Genomic DNA, 15,921 nt, shown 5'->3' with positions numbered 1-15,921 from the left:
GGATTGATAAAAGAGACATCTATCTTTTAGTCAATCAGGCAATCATGACAGTTCAAGACGCGCTTCGAGACGGTGACATTGCAGCCACCGTCTCTTCTCAAACCATCGTTGTAAAATTAGGCACCAGTGTGCTGACTGGCGGTTCGCAACGCCTTGACCAAGCCCACATGGTTGAGTTGGTTCGTCAGTGCGCGCGCCTGCGCCAACAAGGCCATCAAGTGATCATTGTCTCATCGGGAGCGATTGCTGCTGGGCGAGAGCACCTTGATTATCCGGTGTTGGCTGACACGGTCGCCAATAAGCAGATGCTCGCAGCCGTCGGGCAGTGCCGTTTAATTCAAACCTGGGAGCATCTTTTCAGTCTTTATGGCTTTCAAGTCGGACAGATGCTGCTGACCCGCGCTGATTTGGATCACCGCGAGCGTTTTCTCAATGCGCGAGACATGCTCCATGCGTTACTCGATAACGGCATTATTCCCATTGTGAATGAAAATGATGCGGTGGCGACATCTGAGATCAAAGTCGGTGATAACGACAACCTCTCAGCGCTGGTGGCGATTTTAGCCAACGCAGACAAATTATTGCTGCTTACCGATCAACCCGGACTCTTTACGGCGGATCCGAGAACGCAACCCGATGCCGAGCTTATTCGGGAAGTCCATACGATTGATGAAACCTTACGCAAATTAGCGGGAGGCAGTGTTACAGGTCTTGGCACCGGTGGCATGGCAACCAAACTGCAGGCTGCAGATATTGGGCGACGTGCGGGCATAGAAGTCACGATTGCCGCTGGCAGCAAGCCTGAAGTGATCCAAAACGTGGTCGCCGGTAACAGTGCAGGCACTCGATTCTTGCCGCTAGAAAGCCCATTAGAGAGCCGTAAACGCTGGATTCTAGCCGGACCACCTCCTGCGGGAGATATTACCATTGATACCGGTGCGGTGACGGCAGTGACGCAAAAAGGTAGCAGCCTGCTAAGTAAAGGCATCGTAAGCGTTAAAGGTGACTTTGCGCGTGGCGAAGTCGCACGCATTTACTCTGTAGAGGGGCAATGCCTTGCGCGCGGTATTTGCCGTTATTCAGCAGCCGATCTTCGCCGTATTGCAGGCGCACATAGCCAACAAATCGCAGATATTTTAGGCTATGAGTATGGACCGGTAGCCATACACCGAGACGACCTTGTCGTTATTGGCGATCAATAAAAGAGATGCACACAACATGAGTTTACAAATGATGGGGAAAGCGGCCAAAGAGGCGGCTTACCAACTCGCGACAACTTCCACTACGAAAAAAAATCGCGCGCTGACCTTCATTGCGGATGAATTAGAGGCGCAACAAGCGAGTATTTTAGCGGCTAACCAAACGGACTTAGAGGCGGCACGCGCCGCGGGCATGAGTGAGGCGTTGATCGACCGCTTAGCACTCACGCCTGCACGTTTATCGGCGATTGCTGCAGATGTGCGCAATGTGGTGTCGTTGCCCGATCCGGTTGGGCAAGAATTTGACCATAAGGTGCTCGAAAATGGCCTTTCTTTATCGAAGCGCCGTGAGCCACTGGGTGTTGTCGGTGTGATTTATGAAGCGCGCCCTAACGTCACCATTGATATTGCCGCACTGTGCCTAAAAACGGGCAATGCCAGTATCTTACGTGGTGGTAAAGAAACCTTTGCGACCAACCAAGTGTTGGTCACTGTGATTCAATCTGCACTGAGCAAGGCTGAACTACCGCAATCAGCGGTGCAATACATCGACAAGCCTGATCGAGAATTGGTCGCAGAGCTGCTGACCATGGACGAGTACGTGGATATGATTATTCCGCGCGGCGGTGCCAGTTTGCATAAAATGTGTAAGCAAAACAGCACGATTCCGGTGATTATTGGTGGCTTTGGGATTAGCCATTTATATGTGGATCAAAGTGCCGATCTTGAACGCGCACCGGATGTGATTATTAATGCGAAGACGGATCGTCCATCCGCTTGTAACTCCTTGGATACATTATTGGTGCACAAGCAAGTCGCGGCACAGTTGTTTACACGTCTTATCCCAGCGCTTAACGCACAGAAACTGAAGGTTGTCGCAGCGAATAGTGCCTTGCCCTACCTTGACGGTGTCGCACAGCTTCGTGAAGCCGCTGAGGGAGACTTTGATACTGAATGGTTGGGTCCAACGCTCGGTGTTGCTGTGGTTGACGATGTGCACGACGCGCTCGGTCATATGCGCGAACACAATGCGAGCCATTCAGATACGATTCTGACCAATGATATTGATGCTGCCGAAGCCTTTATCAATGGTGCGGGCTCGGCTGCTGTCTATGTCAATGCTTCAACCCGTTTTACTGACGGTGCCCAGTTTGGTTTAGGCGCGGAAGTGGCCGTTTCAACGCAAAAGCTGCATGCGCGCGGCCCGATGGGACTCGAAGAGCTGACCACGTATAAGTGGGTCGGAAAAGCAGATTACCTGACGCGTCAATAACCTAAGCATACAAACGCAAGTTATATGCAAAACGTAAAAAAAGCCGCGCGAGCGCGGCTTTTTTGTATTCTCAGCATAGAGACTTATTTAATCTCGACACCTTTGGCTTGCAAATCAGCATGGTATGAAGAGCGGACAAAGGGACCACATGCAGCATGGGTAAAGCCAAGATCCAGCGCGATAGCTTTTAGCTCATCAAACTCTTCGGGCGGAACATAACGTTCAACCGGAAGGTGATGGCGGCTCGGCGCAAGGTATTGACCTAATGTCAGCATGGTGACACCGTGGGCACGTAGGTCTTTCAGAACCTCAATGATCTCTTCCTTGGTTTCGCCCAAGCCCATCATGAGTCCAGACTTAGTAGGAACATCTGGGTGCATATCTTTGAACTTTTTCAGCAGATCCAGTGACCACTGATAGTTCGCACCGGGACGCGCTTTACGGTACAAGCGAGGTGCCGTTTCTAGGTTGTGGTTAAACACATCCGGTGGATTGTCGCGCAGGATATCTAGGGCGCGATCCATTCGGCCTCGGAAGTCAGGTACCAAGGTTTCGATTTTGATCTCTGGGTTGAGCGCACGGATCTCACGGGTACAGTCGGCAAAATGCTGTGCCCCGCCATCGCGAAGGTCATCGCGGTCAACTGAGGTGATCACGACATAACGAAGCTTCATGTCTTTAATAGTTTGCGCCAGATGCTTGGGTTCGTCCGCATCAGGGGCAACCGGACGGCCATGGGCGACGTCGCAAAATGGGCAACGACGGGTACAAATCGCACCCAAAATCATGAAAGTGGCGGTACCGTGGCTAAAGCACTCTGCCAAGTTTGGACAGGAGGCCTCTTCACACACAGAGTGAAGGTTGTTTTTGCGCATCGCATCTTTAATTTCTTTGATGCGAGAGGTCTCGGCAGGGAGCTTGATCTTCATCCAATCAGGCTTGCGCAGCACTTCTTTTTGCTCGGTCGGCATATTTTTGACCGGGATAAGCGCCATCTTTTCGGCATCGCGGTACTTAACGCCGCGTTCCATCTGAATCGGTTTGCTCATAAATCGCTGCTTTCCGTTGTAACCTCAACCTGAGTATATCCCAGTTGTTGAGTTAAAGTGTCTACTAGCACAGGTTGGACGTCTGTTAGGGTTGCGCCTTCAACCTGATCACTCAGTTGCGTCATCGCCATCCCCGCATACCCACAGGGGTTAATGCGCTGAAATGGAGATAAATCCATATTGATGTTGAGTGCCAGTCCATGGAATGAGCACCCGCGACGAATACGGAGCCCAAGGGAACAGATTTTTGCGCTATCCACATACACACCGGGCGCATCGGGACGCGCGTAGGCGGTTACGCCATAATGGGCGAGGGTAGCGACAACGAGATTTTCAATATGGCTAACCAGTTCTCGAACGCCGACTTTTTTACGTTTTAAATCAATTAAAAAGTAAACGACTAACTGACCGGGACCGTGATAGGTCACTTGTCCCCCTCGATCTGATTGTACGACGGGGATGTCTCCAGGGACCAAAACGTGTTCCGGTTTACCCGCTTGACCTTGGGTGAAGACGGGATCATGTTCGACCAACCAGACTTCGTCACAAGTGTGTGCATCACGGCTATCCGTGAAGTCACGCATCTGCTGCCAGGTTTGCGGATAAGGTCGGCGGCCCAGATATCTAACAACTAGTTGGTGCTGCAAACCGATTACCCATATTGTTATCTGTGGGGGTATTATAGAGGTTGGCGGCGTGATTAAAAGCCGCCAGCCGTGTGGGTATTCTGATTAAAGAACCATACGAACGATTTCGATCTCGCCAAGTTCTTTATACAAGGTTTCTACTTGCTCGATAGAGGTGGCAGTAATGGTCACAGATACCGAGTGATAGTTACCTTTTGCGCTAGGTTTCACCTTTGGGCTGTAGTCGCCTGGCGCATGTTGCTGGATCACACCTAGAACAAGGTCCGGCAGTTCAGGCTTAGCATGGCCCATAACCTTGTAAGTAAACTGACAAGGAAACTCCAGCAAGTCTTTTAGTTTTGGTTGCTCTTGCATGTTAACTCCCAATGGGCAGGCCGAGAACGGCATACCTATGTGCGATGGATCACGATTAACGCGAAATACTAATCTGCTCTGGGACAGAAAACAAGCCGCCCACCAAGTTGGTGGGCGGGAATGGGATTAAATGGTAAGCGGCTTAGCCCAGTAAGTTTTGAAACATCATAACAATGTAATCAATTAACCGGCTGAATAATCCGCCTTTTTCGACGTCGTTCAACGCAACCAGTGGGTATTCGGCTACATCTTCGCCATCCACTTGATAGAACAGCTTGCCTACCACATCCCCTTTACTGATCGGTGCTTCAAGGGTTTTTTCCAGTACGAAGCTCGCTTTTAGATCTTGTGCTTTGCCGCGAGGAAGTGTGACGTAGGTATCTTCGGTCACCCCGAGTGACACTTCATCGGTATCCCCCATCCACACTTTTTCAGTCACAAAGGTTTCATTTGCTTTGTGTGGCGCGACGGTTTCGAAGAAACGGAAGCCATAGTTCAATAGCTTTTTACTTTCAGCTTTACGTGCGTTAGCACTTTTGGTGCCCATCACGACAGCAATCAAACGCATCTCGCCTTCAGTGGCTGAGCTCACCAAGTTATAGCCGGCACCATCGGTATGGCCCGTCTTGATACCGTCAACGTTAAGGCTCTTGTCCCACAATAGGCCATTGCGGTTGTATTGGGTAATCCCGTTGTAGGTAAACGCTTTCTCTTTGTAAATGCGGTATTCCCCCGGCACATCACGGATCAGCGCCTGCGCCAGTAACGCCATGTCATAAGGGGTGGTATAAAGATCTTTAGAGTCGAGGCCATGCACGTTCGAGAAATGTGTGCTGTCCATGCCCAGCGTTTCACCCCAACGGTTCATCAGATCTACAAACGCATCTTCCGAGCCCGCGACATGCTCCGCCATCGCGACACAGGCATCGTTGCCTGATTGAATGATAATGCCTCGGTTAAGGTCGGCTGCTTTCACCGTGGTCCCGACTTCGATGAACATCTTGGATGAACCCGGGAAGTTTTTCGCCCACGCATTTTCGCTGATCACCACGTCATCATCCATGGAGATGTTACCGCGCTCAACCTCTTGGCCAATCACATAACTGGTCATCATCTTGGTGAGGCTGGCCGGGTTAAGGCGTTTGTAGGCATTATTTTCGGCAAGGACTTCACCGGAGTGGTAGTCCATAAGCACGTAGCCCTTGGCGGCAATTTGTGGAGCATCGGGTACAACAGCGGGCGCAGCTTGGGCCGTCACTGATACGAAAAGCGCAGCAGATAGCAATGTACGCATGCGGGAAACGGATTTTTTCATCATTTTTAGTACTTTTGTCGGTTATCGATGTCGATACTGTAAGCTCACTATACCAAATTGGGCACAGAGAGACAGGCTCGATTCCTTTAACTCACTGATTGTTTGTTTTAGCACTTGTGACAGATGTGTCGTCATTAACAAGTGCTTCGGTGACGATAAAAGCGCCCGGCAGTTGATGCTGTTTAGCGACTTGCATCGCTTGCTGAGCTTGGCCACGGTCGTAAAACGGACCAAAACGCACACGATACACTTGGTCGCGGCGAGCAATGTGGGTAGGTAGACCGTGTGCTTTCGCTAATTGTTCCGCACTTTGGCTGGCTTTTAAGCCATCGGACAATGCAAGCAACTGGACATAGTACGCATGATGGCGGGCCGAATGCCACTCATCTTGCGCGGGTTTCTCTGGGGAGATTAAACGAAGTGCGACTGGTGCGGTACCTGTTTGCAAAACACCAAGCTTTTTTGCAGCCGCATAGCTGAGATCAATCAGGCGCTCGTTATGGAAAGGGCCGCGATCGTTGACGCGTACAATCGCTTTCTTACCGTTATTTTGATTGGTGACTTCGACGTAGCTCGGCAAAGGCAAGGTTTTGTGCGCCGCAGACATGGAATACATGTCATACACTTCGCCATTAGAGGTTTTATGGCCGTGGAATTTTTGGCCGTACCAAGAGGCAATACCCGCCTCTTGGTAACCGCGAGGCTCACGGAGTATTTCGTAGCGTTGACCATTTAAGGTGTAGTCTTTGTTGCCAGCTAAGCTATAAGGCTCATACCTTGGCTGGGCATCATCAGTGTGCACCTGCTCAGGAAGGCGTTCGGGTGCTTGGTCGTCAGCCATTTGATATCGGCCCTGTTGCGTACTGCACGCGCTCAGGAGCATGGCGAAAAGAATTACAATCGCTCGCATGTTTATTAAGCCCTAGATAGCATTTTTCGATGAGTATGAATGGACATGAGAATGCCAAAACCAGCCATCAAGGTCACCATAGAGGTACCGCCATAGCTGATCAGAGGTAAGGGTACCCCAACCACAGGCAAAATACCGCTGACCATACCAATATTGACAAAAACATAAACAAAAAAGCTGAGCACGATACTCCCGGCCATCATACGGCCGAATGCAGTTTGGGCTCGGCTGGCTAACATCAGTCCACGCCCAATCAAAAACAGGTATAAGGCGAGCAGGGCACATACACCAATTAATCCCCATTCTTCGGCAATGACCGCAAAGATAAAGTCGGTATGGCGCTCAGGGAGAAACTCGAGCTGCGATTGTGTGCCATGCAGCCAACCTTTTCCGGCCAGCCCTCCGGAACCAATTGCAATTTTAGATTGAATAATATGATAGCCCGCTCCCAGTGGGTCGGACTCTGGATTAAAGAGCGTGAGCACGCGAGTGCGCTGATAGTCGTGCATTAAGAAAAACCACAGCACAGGAATAAACCCTGCGATTGCAACGACAGCTGCAGTAATCAGCTTCCAACTGATCCCGGCGAGAAAGAGTACGAAGACGCCTGACGCGGCAATAAGAATAGAGGTACCTAAGTCGGGTTGCTTCGCGATCATAATGGTGGGCATAAACAACAAAAAGAGCGCGATCAGCAAGGTCGTAAATTTCGGCGGGAGCGGATCCTTACCGATAAAACGAGCCAGCATTAAAGGCACCGCCAGTTTGATTATTTCGGAAGGCTGGAAAGTAACCACGCCAAGATCGAGCCAACGCTGAGCGCCTTTTGCCGTTTCACCCACCAGTAAGACCGCCGCCAGTAGGGCCACACCAATCACATATAAGTACGGCGACCAAAACTCGTAATGGCGTGGCGGCACCTGTGCCAGCGCAAACATTACCGACAGAGCTAGCAGCATCCGAACCGCTTGGCGTTCCATCATTGCCATACTTTGGCCACTGGCACTGTACATAACCACAAGACCAAAGCCCATCAGTAATAAAATGCCAATGAGCAAGGGCAAGTCGAGGTGCAAGCGATCGAATAACGAGCGCTTACTGCTTACTTGGGCTAAAGAACTCATTGTTTTGCCTCTTTGTTCTCTTCAGCGTCTTTTTCAATCAAGATATGATCAAAAATACGACGGGCGATGGGCGCACCGTTGCTTGACCCGCCTCCGGCGTTTTCTAATACCATAGAGACTGCCACCTTGGGATGTTCAAAGGGAGCAAAGCCAATGTAAAGCGCATGATCGCGTAAGTGCTCAGCAATCTCGTCGGCGTTGTATTCTTCATCTTCGCCCAAACCGAACACTTGCGCGGTACCGGACTTCCCGCCAGAGACATACTTTGCGGTGCGGAACGAGCGTCTAGCGGTACCTTTACGACCATGATTAACCAATCGCATCCCTTCAAGGGCGACGTCCCAATACTTATCGCTTACTCCTTGTATCGGAGGATAAGGTTCTGGCTTGGGTTTATGCATACCGTCTTCATCGCGCGACAGCATCAGTAATTTAGGCGCTTTGACTTCGCCGCGGTTCAATACTACTGTGAGTGCCTTCGCTATCTGCATTGGGGTCGCCGTCCAGTAGCCCTGACCTATGCCGACAGGAATGGTGTCCCCTTTGTACCAAGGTTGGCGGTGGCGGCTCATTTTCCATTCTCGGTTAGGCATATTGGCGCTGCTTTCTTCTTGGATATCTATGCCAGTGTATTGGCCGAAGCCGAACTTCTCCATCCAAGACGAGAGCTTATCAATGCCCATGTCATAGGCGATTTGGTAGAAGAAGGTATCCACCGACTCTTCAATCGATTGGACGATATTTACGCGGCCATGCCCCCATGGAAGCCAGTCACGGAAAGGGCGAGTGTTAGAGTTGGGGATCCGCCAATAACCGGGATCGTTGCGGGTCGTCTTGGTGGTAATAATCCCTTCTTCCAGTGCAGCGACAGCAATAAAGGGCTTCACCGTCGACGCCGGCGGATAGATGCCTAATGTCGCACGGTTTACCAATGGTCTGTCTCTATCATTAAGCAGGGCACTGTATTGGGTGCTGGAAATGCCGTGAACAAAAAGGTTCGGGTCATAGCTGGGGGTCGATACCATGGCTAAAACGCCAGATGTTTTCGGATCGAGCACAACCACAGCGCCACGGCGATCGCCTAGGATGCCACGGATATAAAGTTGTAAATCAATATCGAGATTGAGGATCAAATCCTTACCCGGCACGGGTGGCACATATTTTAAGGTGCGGATGATTCGACCTCGGCTATTCACCTCGACTTCTTGATAGCCCGCTTTACCATGCAACACGGGCTCGTAATATTTTTCTATGCCGAGTTTGCCGATGTCACGCGTCGCGCGATAGTTATTGAGCACATCTTTTTGACGCAGCTTGGCGATATCACGGTCGTTGATTTTTGCAACGTAACCCAGCACATGGGTCAGCGCATCGCCGTAAGGGTAGTGGCGTTTTAGATACGCCTTGATTTCCACCCCGGAAAATTGGTGCTGGTGGGCAGAAAAGATGGCGACCTCTTTATCGGTTAACTGGGTCTTTAGCGGCACCGCATTAAAGCGACGCGAACGTCTACGTTCTTTTTGGAAGTTGTCGATATCACTGTCAGACAGCGACAGTAATGACTGTAAGCGCGCCAAGGTGGCGGGCATATCATCGACTTGTTCAGGGGTGATTTCGAGATGATATACCGGCCGGTTTTCTGCGAGCAATTTGCCGTTGCGATCATAGATAAGACCGCGGTTGGGCGCGACAGGCACCACTTTAATCCGGTTATCATTTGAGCGCGTCTGATAATCTTGGTGTTCAACGACCTGAATGTGATAGAGGTTGGTAAGCAAGATCCCGACTAAGGCAATAATCCCGATGAAGCAGACAATCGCTCGGCGGACAAACAGCGCCGCTTCGGCGCTATGGTCGCGAATTTGACTTCGTTGGCGCTTCATCCGTGATTATTCTCGATGGTAAGGATGGTTAGTCGTTAAGCTCCACGCGCGATAAAGGCTCTCAGCCATGACAATACGTACCAGCGGATGGGGCAGTGTCAGTGGCGATAAAGACCAACTTTGTTCCGCAGCGGCCTTACATTCTGGTGCCAATCCCTCTGGCCCGCCAATTAAGATCGCCACGTCACGAGCGTCAAGCTTCCATTTCTCTAACTGTTCAGCCAATTGCGGGGTATCCCATGGTTTACCAGGAATGTCGAGTGTCACGATACGGCTACCGCGGTTGACCGCGGCTAACATAGCGTCGCCTTCTTTTTGCAGAATGCGGGCAATGTCGGCGTTTTTGCCCCGTTTTCCCGCGGGGATCTCAATCAGCTCTAAAGGCATATCTTTGGGAAAACGACGCTGGTACTCGGCGAAGCCTTGCTCAACCCATTTCGGCATTTTATTGCCGACGGCAATCAACTGAATCTTCATCAATTAGTTCCAGAGCTTTTCCAGTTGATAGAGCTGGCGCTGTTCTTCTTGCATCACATGCACCATCACATCGCCCAAATCGACCACGACCCACTCGCTGTCGTCTTGGCCTTCCATGCCCATCGCGCCGATATTGATAGCTTGGGCTTCGTCACGCACATGCTCTGCAATGGAAGCAACATGGCGACGGGAGTTACCGGTGCACAGCACCATAAAATCGGTAATGGAAGATTTGTCACGGACATCCAGTGTCACAATGTCACTGGCTTTCATATCATCGACCTTATCGGCCACAAACTGTTGTAACTCGGTAGCTTGCAAAAGAGACCTCTATGGTTACCGTTTGGATTACTGGCAAGCGAGTATATCACTCACTTGCCAATTGGACACATTAGCGCGGCTGAGGTTCAGGCATTTGGCACATGAGTGCGCAAAAATAGTGCAATTCAGGCCAAGGATCGCGGCTGTAATCGGTTTTTAGACCGATTTCGAGCTGAGCCAGTTGCCGCAGAAGTTGAGTCAGACGCGGTCGCGTTAAGCGATTCAGCGCGGCAATCATCATGGGTCGGCGTGTTTGCCAGATCCGCAGTTGGTCGAATATTTTGTTCAATGGCCGCCCTTGTTGGCCTTGCTCATGAATCACATAAAGCTGCTTGAGCTCTTTTTGGATCAATCGTAGCAACAAGGTGGGCTCGTTTCCTTCTGCATAGAGCTGCTCCAAAATACGCTGCGCGCGCTGCGCTTTTCCTTCTAATAACGCATCGGTAAGTTGGAAAGGCGTAAAATGATGATGGCGCGACAGGGCGCTTTCAATGCGAGGGAGCGTTAAGGCGCCGTCCGGATAGAGCAACTGCAGTATGTGCAGGCTTTGCACCAACGCCAGTAAGTTGCCTTCATGCCATTGCGCTAATAACTGCAATGCCGGTTGATCCGGTTTAAGCCCCAGCCCTTGACAGCGCTGCTCGATAAAACGCGGCAGCTGGCGGGCATCGGGTGTGTTACACACCACATAGAGCCCGTGCTGAGACAAGGCGGTGAACCACTTGGCAGACTCTTGCTTTTTATTTAAACGCTCGCCTTGCACCAGCAATAAAATATCAGGATTAAGCCATTGCGCGATGTCAGCCAATTGCTTGGCTTGTGTGGTGTTAAGGCCGTTTTCTGGGCAGGTGATTTCGATAATCTGGCGTGAAGAAAACAAACTCAGCGCTTGGCAACAATCAATCACCTCCTGCCAATTGAGCTGTGCATCAATGATAAAGCGATGATGCTCTTCAAACCCTTGCTCTCGAGCGGAGCGACAAATTGCATCGCGTGATTCGAGTTTAAGCAGAGGATCAGAGCCAAACACGAGATAGGTTTGGCGCAGTGGCTGCTTGAGCTGCTGCGCCAATTGTTCTGGATAGGTTCTCATCATTGCGCGGTATCAGTCTCAGTCTGACGCGTTTCAATAATGATTTCTGGCTTGTTTGGACGCTCACCTTGTTCAAGCTGTTCCAACGCTGCTTGTTCAGCCTCACGGCGCTCAAATTCGGCAATATCACCTTTAAGCTGTGAGAGTTGACGCATAATCTGGCGTGTTGCTTCGGTCCGCATCTCCGCAACCAGCTTGTCTTGCTCGACCGATTTAGCCAATGCAGTCAGCGGGTTATCGAGGAAGTTACGACTTAGCGTGGTTGAAAAAGTATAACTGCCTTTTTGCGGCACAGTCACCCGGTAGCGAGCCACATAGCGGAACTCTTTCTCTGCGACACGGCTGTTTTGGTAAAGCGATAGGGTTTGTTCGCTATTGCTTTCGCCAAGCAGGTGAATATTGGTCACTGTATTGGCTGGTGCAACCAATTCAACCTTATGTTGATTGAGTTGATTGCGCAGCTGGCGAGTGAGCTCACCGTAAGGGTCGACGCTGGTTAACGACACTTGCGTGACCTCGTCCGGTAAGTTGTAGCTGTCACGTAAGGCAAACCCGCAAGAGGCGGTGGTCAAAGCGACCACCGCAACAAGCAGGAAGCGAAACACAGGTTGAAACAGGGTCACGCTACTGCTCCTTGTTTAGTTAGCAACAATGTTAACCAGTTTACCTGGTACATAGATGACTTTGCGCACGGTTTTCCCGTCAGTAAACTTAACCACATTTTCATCAGCCATCGCTTGTGCTTCGACCGCATCTTTTTCGGCGTCAGCGGCAACGGTGATTTTGGCACGCAGTTTTCCGTTAACTTGGACGATGATGAGCTTTTCATCTTCAACCATGGCGTCTTGGTCAGCCTGTGGCCATTGGGCGTCATCAATGTTCTGTTCACCCAGCGCTTCCCACAGCGTAAAGCTGATGTGTGGGGTGATGGGATAGAGCATCACAACAATCGCTTTCAGCGCTTCATCCAGCACGGCTCGGTCTTGCTCGCTCTCTTGTGGTGCTTTCACCAAACGGTTCATCAGCTCCATAATCGCAGCAATCGCAGTGTTGAACGTCTGACGACGACCCATGTCGTCACTCACCTTAGCAATGGTTTTGTGAACGTCACGGCGCAGTGCTTTCTGCTCATTGTTCAGGGCGCTAGCATCGAGTGCTGCGACGGCACCTTTGGCGCTGTGCTCGTAAACCAATTTCCACACGCGACGCAAGAAGCGGTGAGAGCCTTCGACGCCTGACTCTTGCCACTCAAGGGTCATTTCTGCTGGCGCGGCAAACATCATGAACAAGCGTACGGTGTCGGCACCATATTTTTCGACCATCAATTGCGGGTCGATACCATTGTTCTTCGACTTTGACATCTTGGTCATGCCAGTGTGCACGACTTCGCGTCCTTCATTGTCGATAGCTTTGATGATCTTGCCTTTGCTGTCGCGTTCGACGGTCACATCGGTTGGCGAGACCCAAACTCGCACGCCTTTCTCGTCGTTGTAGTAGAAGGCGTCGGCAAGCACCATGCCTTGGCAAAGTAGCTGCTTAAACGGCTCGTCACTGTCGACCATGTTGTCGTCACGGAGCAGTTTATGGAAGAAGCGTGAGTAAAGCAGGTGCATACACGCATGTTCAATTCCGCCAATGTACTGGTCCACCGGCAGCCAGTAGTTTGCGGCTGCTGGGTCGAGCATTTGGTCTGCTTGTGGAGAACAATAACGTGCGTAATACCAAGATGACTCCATGAAGGTATCAAAGGTGTCGGTTTCACGCAGCGCAGGCTTGCCTTGATACTGGGTTTGCGCCCATTGCTTATCGGCTTTGATCGGGCTTTGCACGCCGTCCATAACCACGTCTTCTGGCAAGATGACAGGCAGTTCCTCGCTAGGAACAGGCACCACTTCACCGTCTTCTGTGTTCAGCATTGGGATAGGTGCACCCCAGTAGCGTTGACGAGAAACGCCCCAATCACGCAGACGGAAGTTAACGGTTTTCTTGCCTTTACCCAGCGATTCAAGCTTGGCGGCAATCGCATCAAACGCGGCATCAAAGTCTAGGCCGTCAAATTCGCCAGAGTTAAACAGTTTGCCTTTCTCGGTATGCGCTTGCTCGGACAGATCTGGCGCTTGGCCATTTTCGTCAAGGATCACCGGTTCAATATCGAGGCCGTATTTGCTGGCGAACTCAAAGTCGCGCTGGTCGTGTGCTGGCACGGCCATGACGGCGCCTGTGCCATAATCCATCAAGACAAAGTTGGCGACAAAGATAGGCACACGACGACCGTTTAGAGGGTGTGTCGCGTACAAGCCGGTTGCCATGCCTTTTTTCTCCATGGTTGCAAGCTCTGCTTCAGCAACCTTGGTGTTACGGCACTCTTGTACAAATTCAGCCAACGCTGGATTTTGCTTGGCAGCGGCATCCGCGAGTGGGTGACCAGCGGCAATGCCCACATAGGTGACGCCCATCAGGGTATCAGGACGCGTGGTGTACACATCCAGTGCAGGGTGATCGCCTTCTACTTCAAAGGTCAGCTCCACCCCTTCAGAGCGGCCAATCCAGTTGCGTTGCATGGTTTTAACCATTTCTGGCCAACCATCCAATTTATCGATGTCTTGGAGCAGCTCTTCTGCATAGTCGGTGATTTTAATAAACCACTGCGGGATTTCTTTTTGCTCAACCGGTGTGTCACAACGCCAACAGCAGCCTTCGTGTACCTGCTCATTGGCCAAAACGGTTTGGTCATTCGGACACCAGTTTACTGACGAGGTTTTCTTATATACCAACCCTTTGTTGTAAAGTTTGGTGAAGAACTCTTGTTCCCAGCGGTAGTAATCTGGACTACAGGTGGCGACTTCACGGTTCCAATCGTAACCAAAGCCCAGCATTTTCAGCTGGCCTTTCATGTAATCAATGTTTTCGTAGGTCCAAGGTGCCGGTGCGGTTTTGTTTTTAATCGCCGCGCCCTCAGCGGGTAGGCCAAAGGCGTCCCAACCGATAGGCTGCATCACGTTTTTACCTTGCAGGCGCTGGTAGCGTGAAATGACGTCACCGATGGTGTAGTTGCGCACATGTCCCATGTGCAAACGACCACTGGGGTATGGGAACATAGAAAGACAATAAAATTTTTCTTTGTTAGGGTCTTCATGAACCACAAAGGTTTTATTTTCGTCCCAATGGGCTTGAACTTTTTGTTCAATATCTTGCGGGCTATATTGTTCTTGCATCGATGGCTTCCGAGATTCTGTGAGAAAGGTAAAACCTGAAAGAGAAATATCGTCATAGAATAACGAAAGGCAAAGACCGCAACAACACTTGAATCAGGAGCAGGACGATGAATAAAGAGAAAGATACCCAACAAAGCATCATCGAGCGTGTTAAAGATGCGCTGGAAAACAGTCCTGAATCCCTTGCGCGCTGGGTGGAGTTGTCGGAGCAATACCTTAAGGCGGCAGCGGATTTGACCAAAGATGAATGGGCATTGATTGAGGCGTATTTCAAACGTGATGTGAAAGCGTTTGGCGCACAATATGACAAATCACAGGCCGATGAGATAGACAGTGAGGTTTTTAACGACCTGATTGCTGACACCATTTGGGAACAACTGGCGGAGATCACCGATCGAACGCAGCTGGAATGGCGTGAAGTGTTTGATGATTTGCAGCATCAAGGGGTGTACGAAGCCGGGGAGATTGTGGGGTTAGGTATATTGCAATGTGAACAATGCCAGCACCAGACTCGCCATAATCGCGTGGATGTGATTCATCCTTGTGTGAAATGCGGGCATCGCTTTTTTACCCGTCGCGCTTACCCAGCCTAAATCAAAAGTGGGCCGGCAACCCCGGCCCTTGCGTTATCCATGCCTCAGGCGGGCTTATTCTTCACCTTTGGCACCTTCAAAGCGTGCTTTTTCTTCTTTCTCAACCTGAGATAGTCGAGGCAATTTGAGTCCTTGCGCTTTTCCCATCCAGCGAGCAAACACAATATTGCTCCAAAATGCACAGCTGACCAGCACAAGCTCGGCTACCGCCAGCCAGCGTTCGCCCTCATCGACATATATCAGGGTTAGGGCATGTAAAAAGTAAAACATTAAAATAAAGTTGGCCCAGGCGTGAGTGAACGCTTTGCCCTTAATCAATCCAGGCAGTGGCAACAGCAAAGGCACCAGCCAACCGATCGTGACCGCCCACGCGTTTAAGTGCGGGTGAGGAGATAGGTAGGCGTGCCAAAGCGCTACCCAAGCGATTAGGCCAAGGTTGCTGGCAAGCGAGAGTTTACGCATCAATGC

16 protein-coding genes are annotated in these 15,921 nt (G+C 50.8%); 3 read left to right on the top strand and 13 right to left on the bottom strand.

Annotation, left to right across the window (positions count from 1 at the left end; all coding sequences use genetic code 11):
* The first annotated feature begins 44 nt into the window (after positions 1 to 44).
* Both proB and BZG82_RS05940 read left to right on the top strand, forming a co-directional pair.
* The gene (gene proB, locus BZG82_RS05945; protein ID WP_077765395.1) at positions 45 to 1,202 is read left to right on the top strand and encodes a glutamate 5-kinase; all 1,158 of its coding nucleotides are present in this window, start codon (positions 45 to 47) and stop codon (positions 1,200 to 1,202) included.
* A gap of 16 nt (positions 1,203 to 1,218) precedes the next feature.
* Positions 1,219 to 2,472, top strand: coding sequence for a glutamate-5-semialdehyde dehydrogenase (locus tag BZG82_RS05940; RefSeq protein WP_077765394.1), 1,254 nt, complete (start codon positions 1,219 to 1,221; stop codon positions 2,470 to 2,472).
* 83 nt (positions 2,473 to 2,555) lie between these two features.
* Here BZG82_RS05940 and lipA read toward each other — a convergent pair whose 3' ends face one another.
* The 12 genes from lipA to leuS form a co-directional block, all read right to left on the bottom strand.
* Entirely contained in the window at positions 2,556 to 3,521 is a 966-nt protein-coding gene (gene lipA / locus BZG82_RS05935) for a lipoyl synthase (RefSeq protein WP_069587428.1), read from the bottom strand.
* Positions 3,518 to 4,168 carry a lipoyl(octanoyl) transferase LipB gene (lipB, locus tag BZG82_RS05930; protein WP_069587427.1) on the bottom strand — a complete coding sequence of 217 codons (651 nt, stop codon included), beginning with the start codon at positions 4,166 to 4,168 and terminating at the stop codon, positions 3,518 to 3,520. Before lipB ends, lipA begins: the two co-directional genes overlap by 4 nt.
* A gap of 84 nt (positions 4,169 to 4,252) precedes the next feature.
* Complete coding sequence (gene ybeD, locus BZG82_RS05925; RefSeq protein WP_069587426.1) at positions 4,253 to 4,522, bottom strand: DUF493 family protein YbeD; 270 nt, start codon at positions 4,520 to 4,522, stop codon at positions 4,253 to 4,255.
* A gap of 142 nt (positions 4,523 to 4,664) precedes the next feature.
* Complete coding sequence (locus BZG82_RS05920) at positions 4,665 to 5,816, bottom strand: serine hydrolase (RefSeq protein ID WP_415752717.1); 1,152 nt, start codon at positions 5,814 to 5,816, stop codon at positions 4,665 to 4,667.
* Positions 5,817 to 5,928: 112 nt separating this feature from the next.
* Positions 5,929 to 6,747 (bottom strand): septal ring lytic transglycosylase RlpA family protein, encoded by an 819-nt coding sequence (locus BZG82_RS05915; RefSeq protein ID WP_069587425.1) that lies wholly within the window; start codon positions 6,745 to 6,747, stop codon positions 5,929 to 5,931.
* 5 nt (positions 6,748 to 6,752) lie between these two features.
* Positions 6,753 to 7,871 carry a rod shape-determining protein RodA gene (gene rodA, locus BZG82_RS05910; RefSeq protein ID WP_077455581.1) on the bottom strand — a complete coding sequence of 373 codons (1,119 nt, stop codon included), beginning with the start codon at positions 7,869 to 7,871 and terminating at the stop codon, positions 6,753 to 6,755.
* Positions 7,868 to 9,754, bottom strand: a complete 1,887-nt coding sequence (mrdA, locus tag BZG82_RS05905; RefSeq protein WP_077479406.1) for a penicillin-binding protein 2 — start codon at positions 9,752 to 9,754, stop codon at positions 7,868 to 7,870. Before mrdA ends, rodA begins: the two co-directional genes overlap by 4 nt.
* A 6-nt stretch (positions 9,755 to 9,760) precedes the next feature.
* Entirely contained in the window at positions 9,761 to 10,231 is a 471-nt protein-coding gene (rlmH, locus tag BZG82_RS05900; protein ID WP_077479405.1) for a 23S rRNA (pseudouridine(1915)-N(3))-methyltransferase RlmH, read from the bottom strand.
* A 3-nt stretch (positions 10,232 to 10,234) separates the two neighbouring features.
* Positions 10,235 to 10,552, bottom strand: a complete 318-nt coding sequence (rsfS, locus tag BZG82_RS05895) for a ribosome silencing factor (protein WP_069587421.1) — start codon at positions 10,550 to 10,552, stop codon at positions 10,235 to 10,237.
* A 70-nt stretch (positions 10,553 to 10,622) separates the two neighbouring features.
* Positions 10,623 to 11,645, bottom strand: coding sequence for a DNA polymerase III subunit delta (gene holA, locus BZG82_RS05890; RefSeq protein WP_077765409.1), 1,023 nt, complete (start codon positions 11,643 to 11,645; stop codon positions 10,623 to 10,625).
* Positions 11,645 to 12,268, bottom strand: a complete 624-nt coding sequence (locus BZG82_RS05885) for an LPS-assembly lipoprotein LptE (RefSeq protein ID WP_101494724.1) — start codon at positions 12,266 to 12,268, stop codon at positions 11,645 to 11,647. The genes holA and BZG82_RS05885 overlap by 1 nt, the downstream gene beginning before the upstream one ends.
* 15 nt (positions 12,269 to 12,283) lie before the next feature.
* Complete coding sequence (gene leuS, locus BZG82_RS05880; RefSeq protein WP_077765393.1) at positions 12,284 to 14,860, bottom strand: leucine--tRNA ligase; 2,577 nt, start codon at positions 14,858 to 14,860, stop codon at positions 12,284 to 12,286.
* 107 nt (positions 14,861 to 14,967) lie between these two features.
* On the opposite strand from leuS, the gene BZG82_RS05875 reads away from it, so the two are divergent.
* The gene (locus BZG82_RS05875; RefSeq protein WP_077661850.1) at positions 14,968 to 15,453 is read left to right on the top strand and encodes a zinc ribbon-containing protein; all 486 of its coding nucleotides are present in this window, start codon (positions 14,968 to 14,970) and stop codon (positions 15,451 to 15,453) included.
* Positions 15,454 to 15,507: 54 nt separating this feature from the next.
* On the opposite strand, the gene BZG82_RS05870 is transcribed toward BZG82_RS05875, so the two are convergent.
* Positions 15,508 to 15,915, bottom strand: coding sequence for a DUF2069 domain-containing protein (locus BZG82_RS05870; RefSeq protein WP_077661849.1), 408 nt, complete (start codon positions 15,913 to 15,915; stop codon positions 15,508 to 15,510).
* Positions 15,916 to 15,921 lie beyond the last annotated feature (6 nt).

It is taken from the genome of Salinivibrio sp. PR5, assembly GCF_001996085.1.
Lineage (GTDB): Bacteria > Pseudomonadota > Gammaproteobacteria > Enterobacterales > Vibrionaceae > Salinivibrio > Salinivibrio proteolyticus.
The sequence above is the reverse complement of the archived record's forward strand: the minus strand, read 5'-3'. Positions and strand labels throughout refer to the sequence as shown.

Coding starts and splice junctions, on each gene's coding strand:
- proB (WP_077765395.1), top strand. CDS start 45: ATGACAGTTCAAGACGCGCTTCGAGACGGTGACATTGCAGCCACCGTC.
- BZG82_RS05870 (WP_077661849.1), bottom strand. CDS start 15,915: ATGCGTAAACTCTCGCTTGCCAGCAACCTTGGCCTAATCGCTTGGGTA.
- leuS (WP_077765393.1), bottom strand. CDS start 14,860: ATGCAAGAACAATATAGCCCGCAAGATATTGAACAAAAAGTTCAAGCC.
- BZG82_RS05920 (WP_415752717.1), bottom strand. CDS start 5,816: ATGCGTACATTGCTATCTGCTGCGCTTTTCGTATCAGTGACGGCCCAA.
- mrdA (WP_077479406.1), bottom strand. CDS start 9,754: ATGAAGCGCCAACGAAGTCAAATTCGCGACCATAGCGCCGAAGCGGCG.
- rodA (WP_077455581.1), bottom strand. CDS start 7,871: ATGAGTTCTTTAGCCCAAGTAAGCAGTAAGCGCTCGTTATTCGATCGC.
- BZG82_RS05940 (WP_077765394.1), top strand. CDS start 1,219: ATGAGTTTACAAATGATGGGGAAAGCGGCCAAAGAGGCGGCTTACCAA.
- holA (WP_077765409.1), bottom strand. CDS start 11,645: ATGAGAACCTATCCAGAACAATTGGCGCAGCAGCTCAAGCAGCCACTG.
- BZG82_RS05915 (WP_069587425.1), bottom strand. CDS start 6,747: ATGCGAGCGATTGTAATTCTTTTCGCCATGCTCCTGAGCGCGTGCAGT.
- lipA (WP_069587428.1), bottom strand. CDS start 3,521: ATGAGCAAACCGATTCAGATGGAACGCGGCGTTAAGTACCGCGATGCC.
- BZG82_RS05875 (WP_077661850.1), top strand. CDS start 14,968: ATGAATAAAGAGAAAGATACCCAACAAAGCATCATCGAGCGTGTTAAA.
- ybeD (WP_069587426.1), bottom strand. CDS start 4,522: ATGCAAGAGCAACCAAAACTAAAAGACTTGCTGGAGTTTCCTTGTCAG.
- rlmH (WP_077479405.1), bottom strand. CDS start 10,231: ATGAAGATTCAGTTGATTGCCGTCGGCAATAAAATGCCGAAATGGGTT.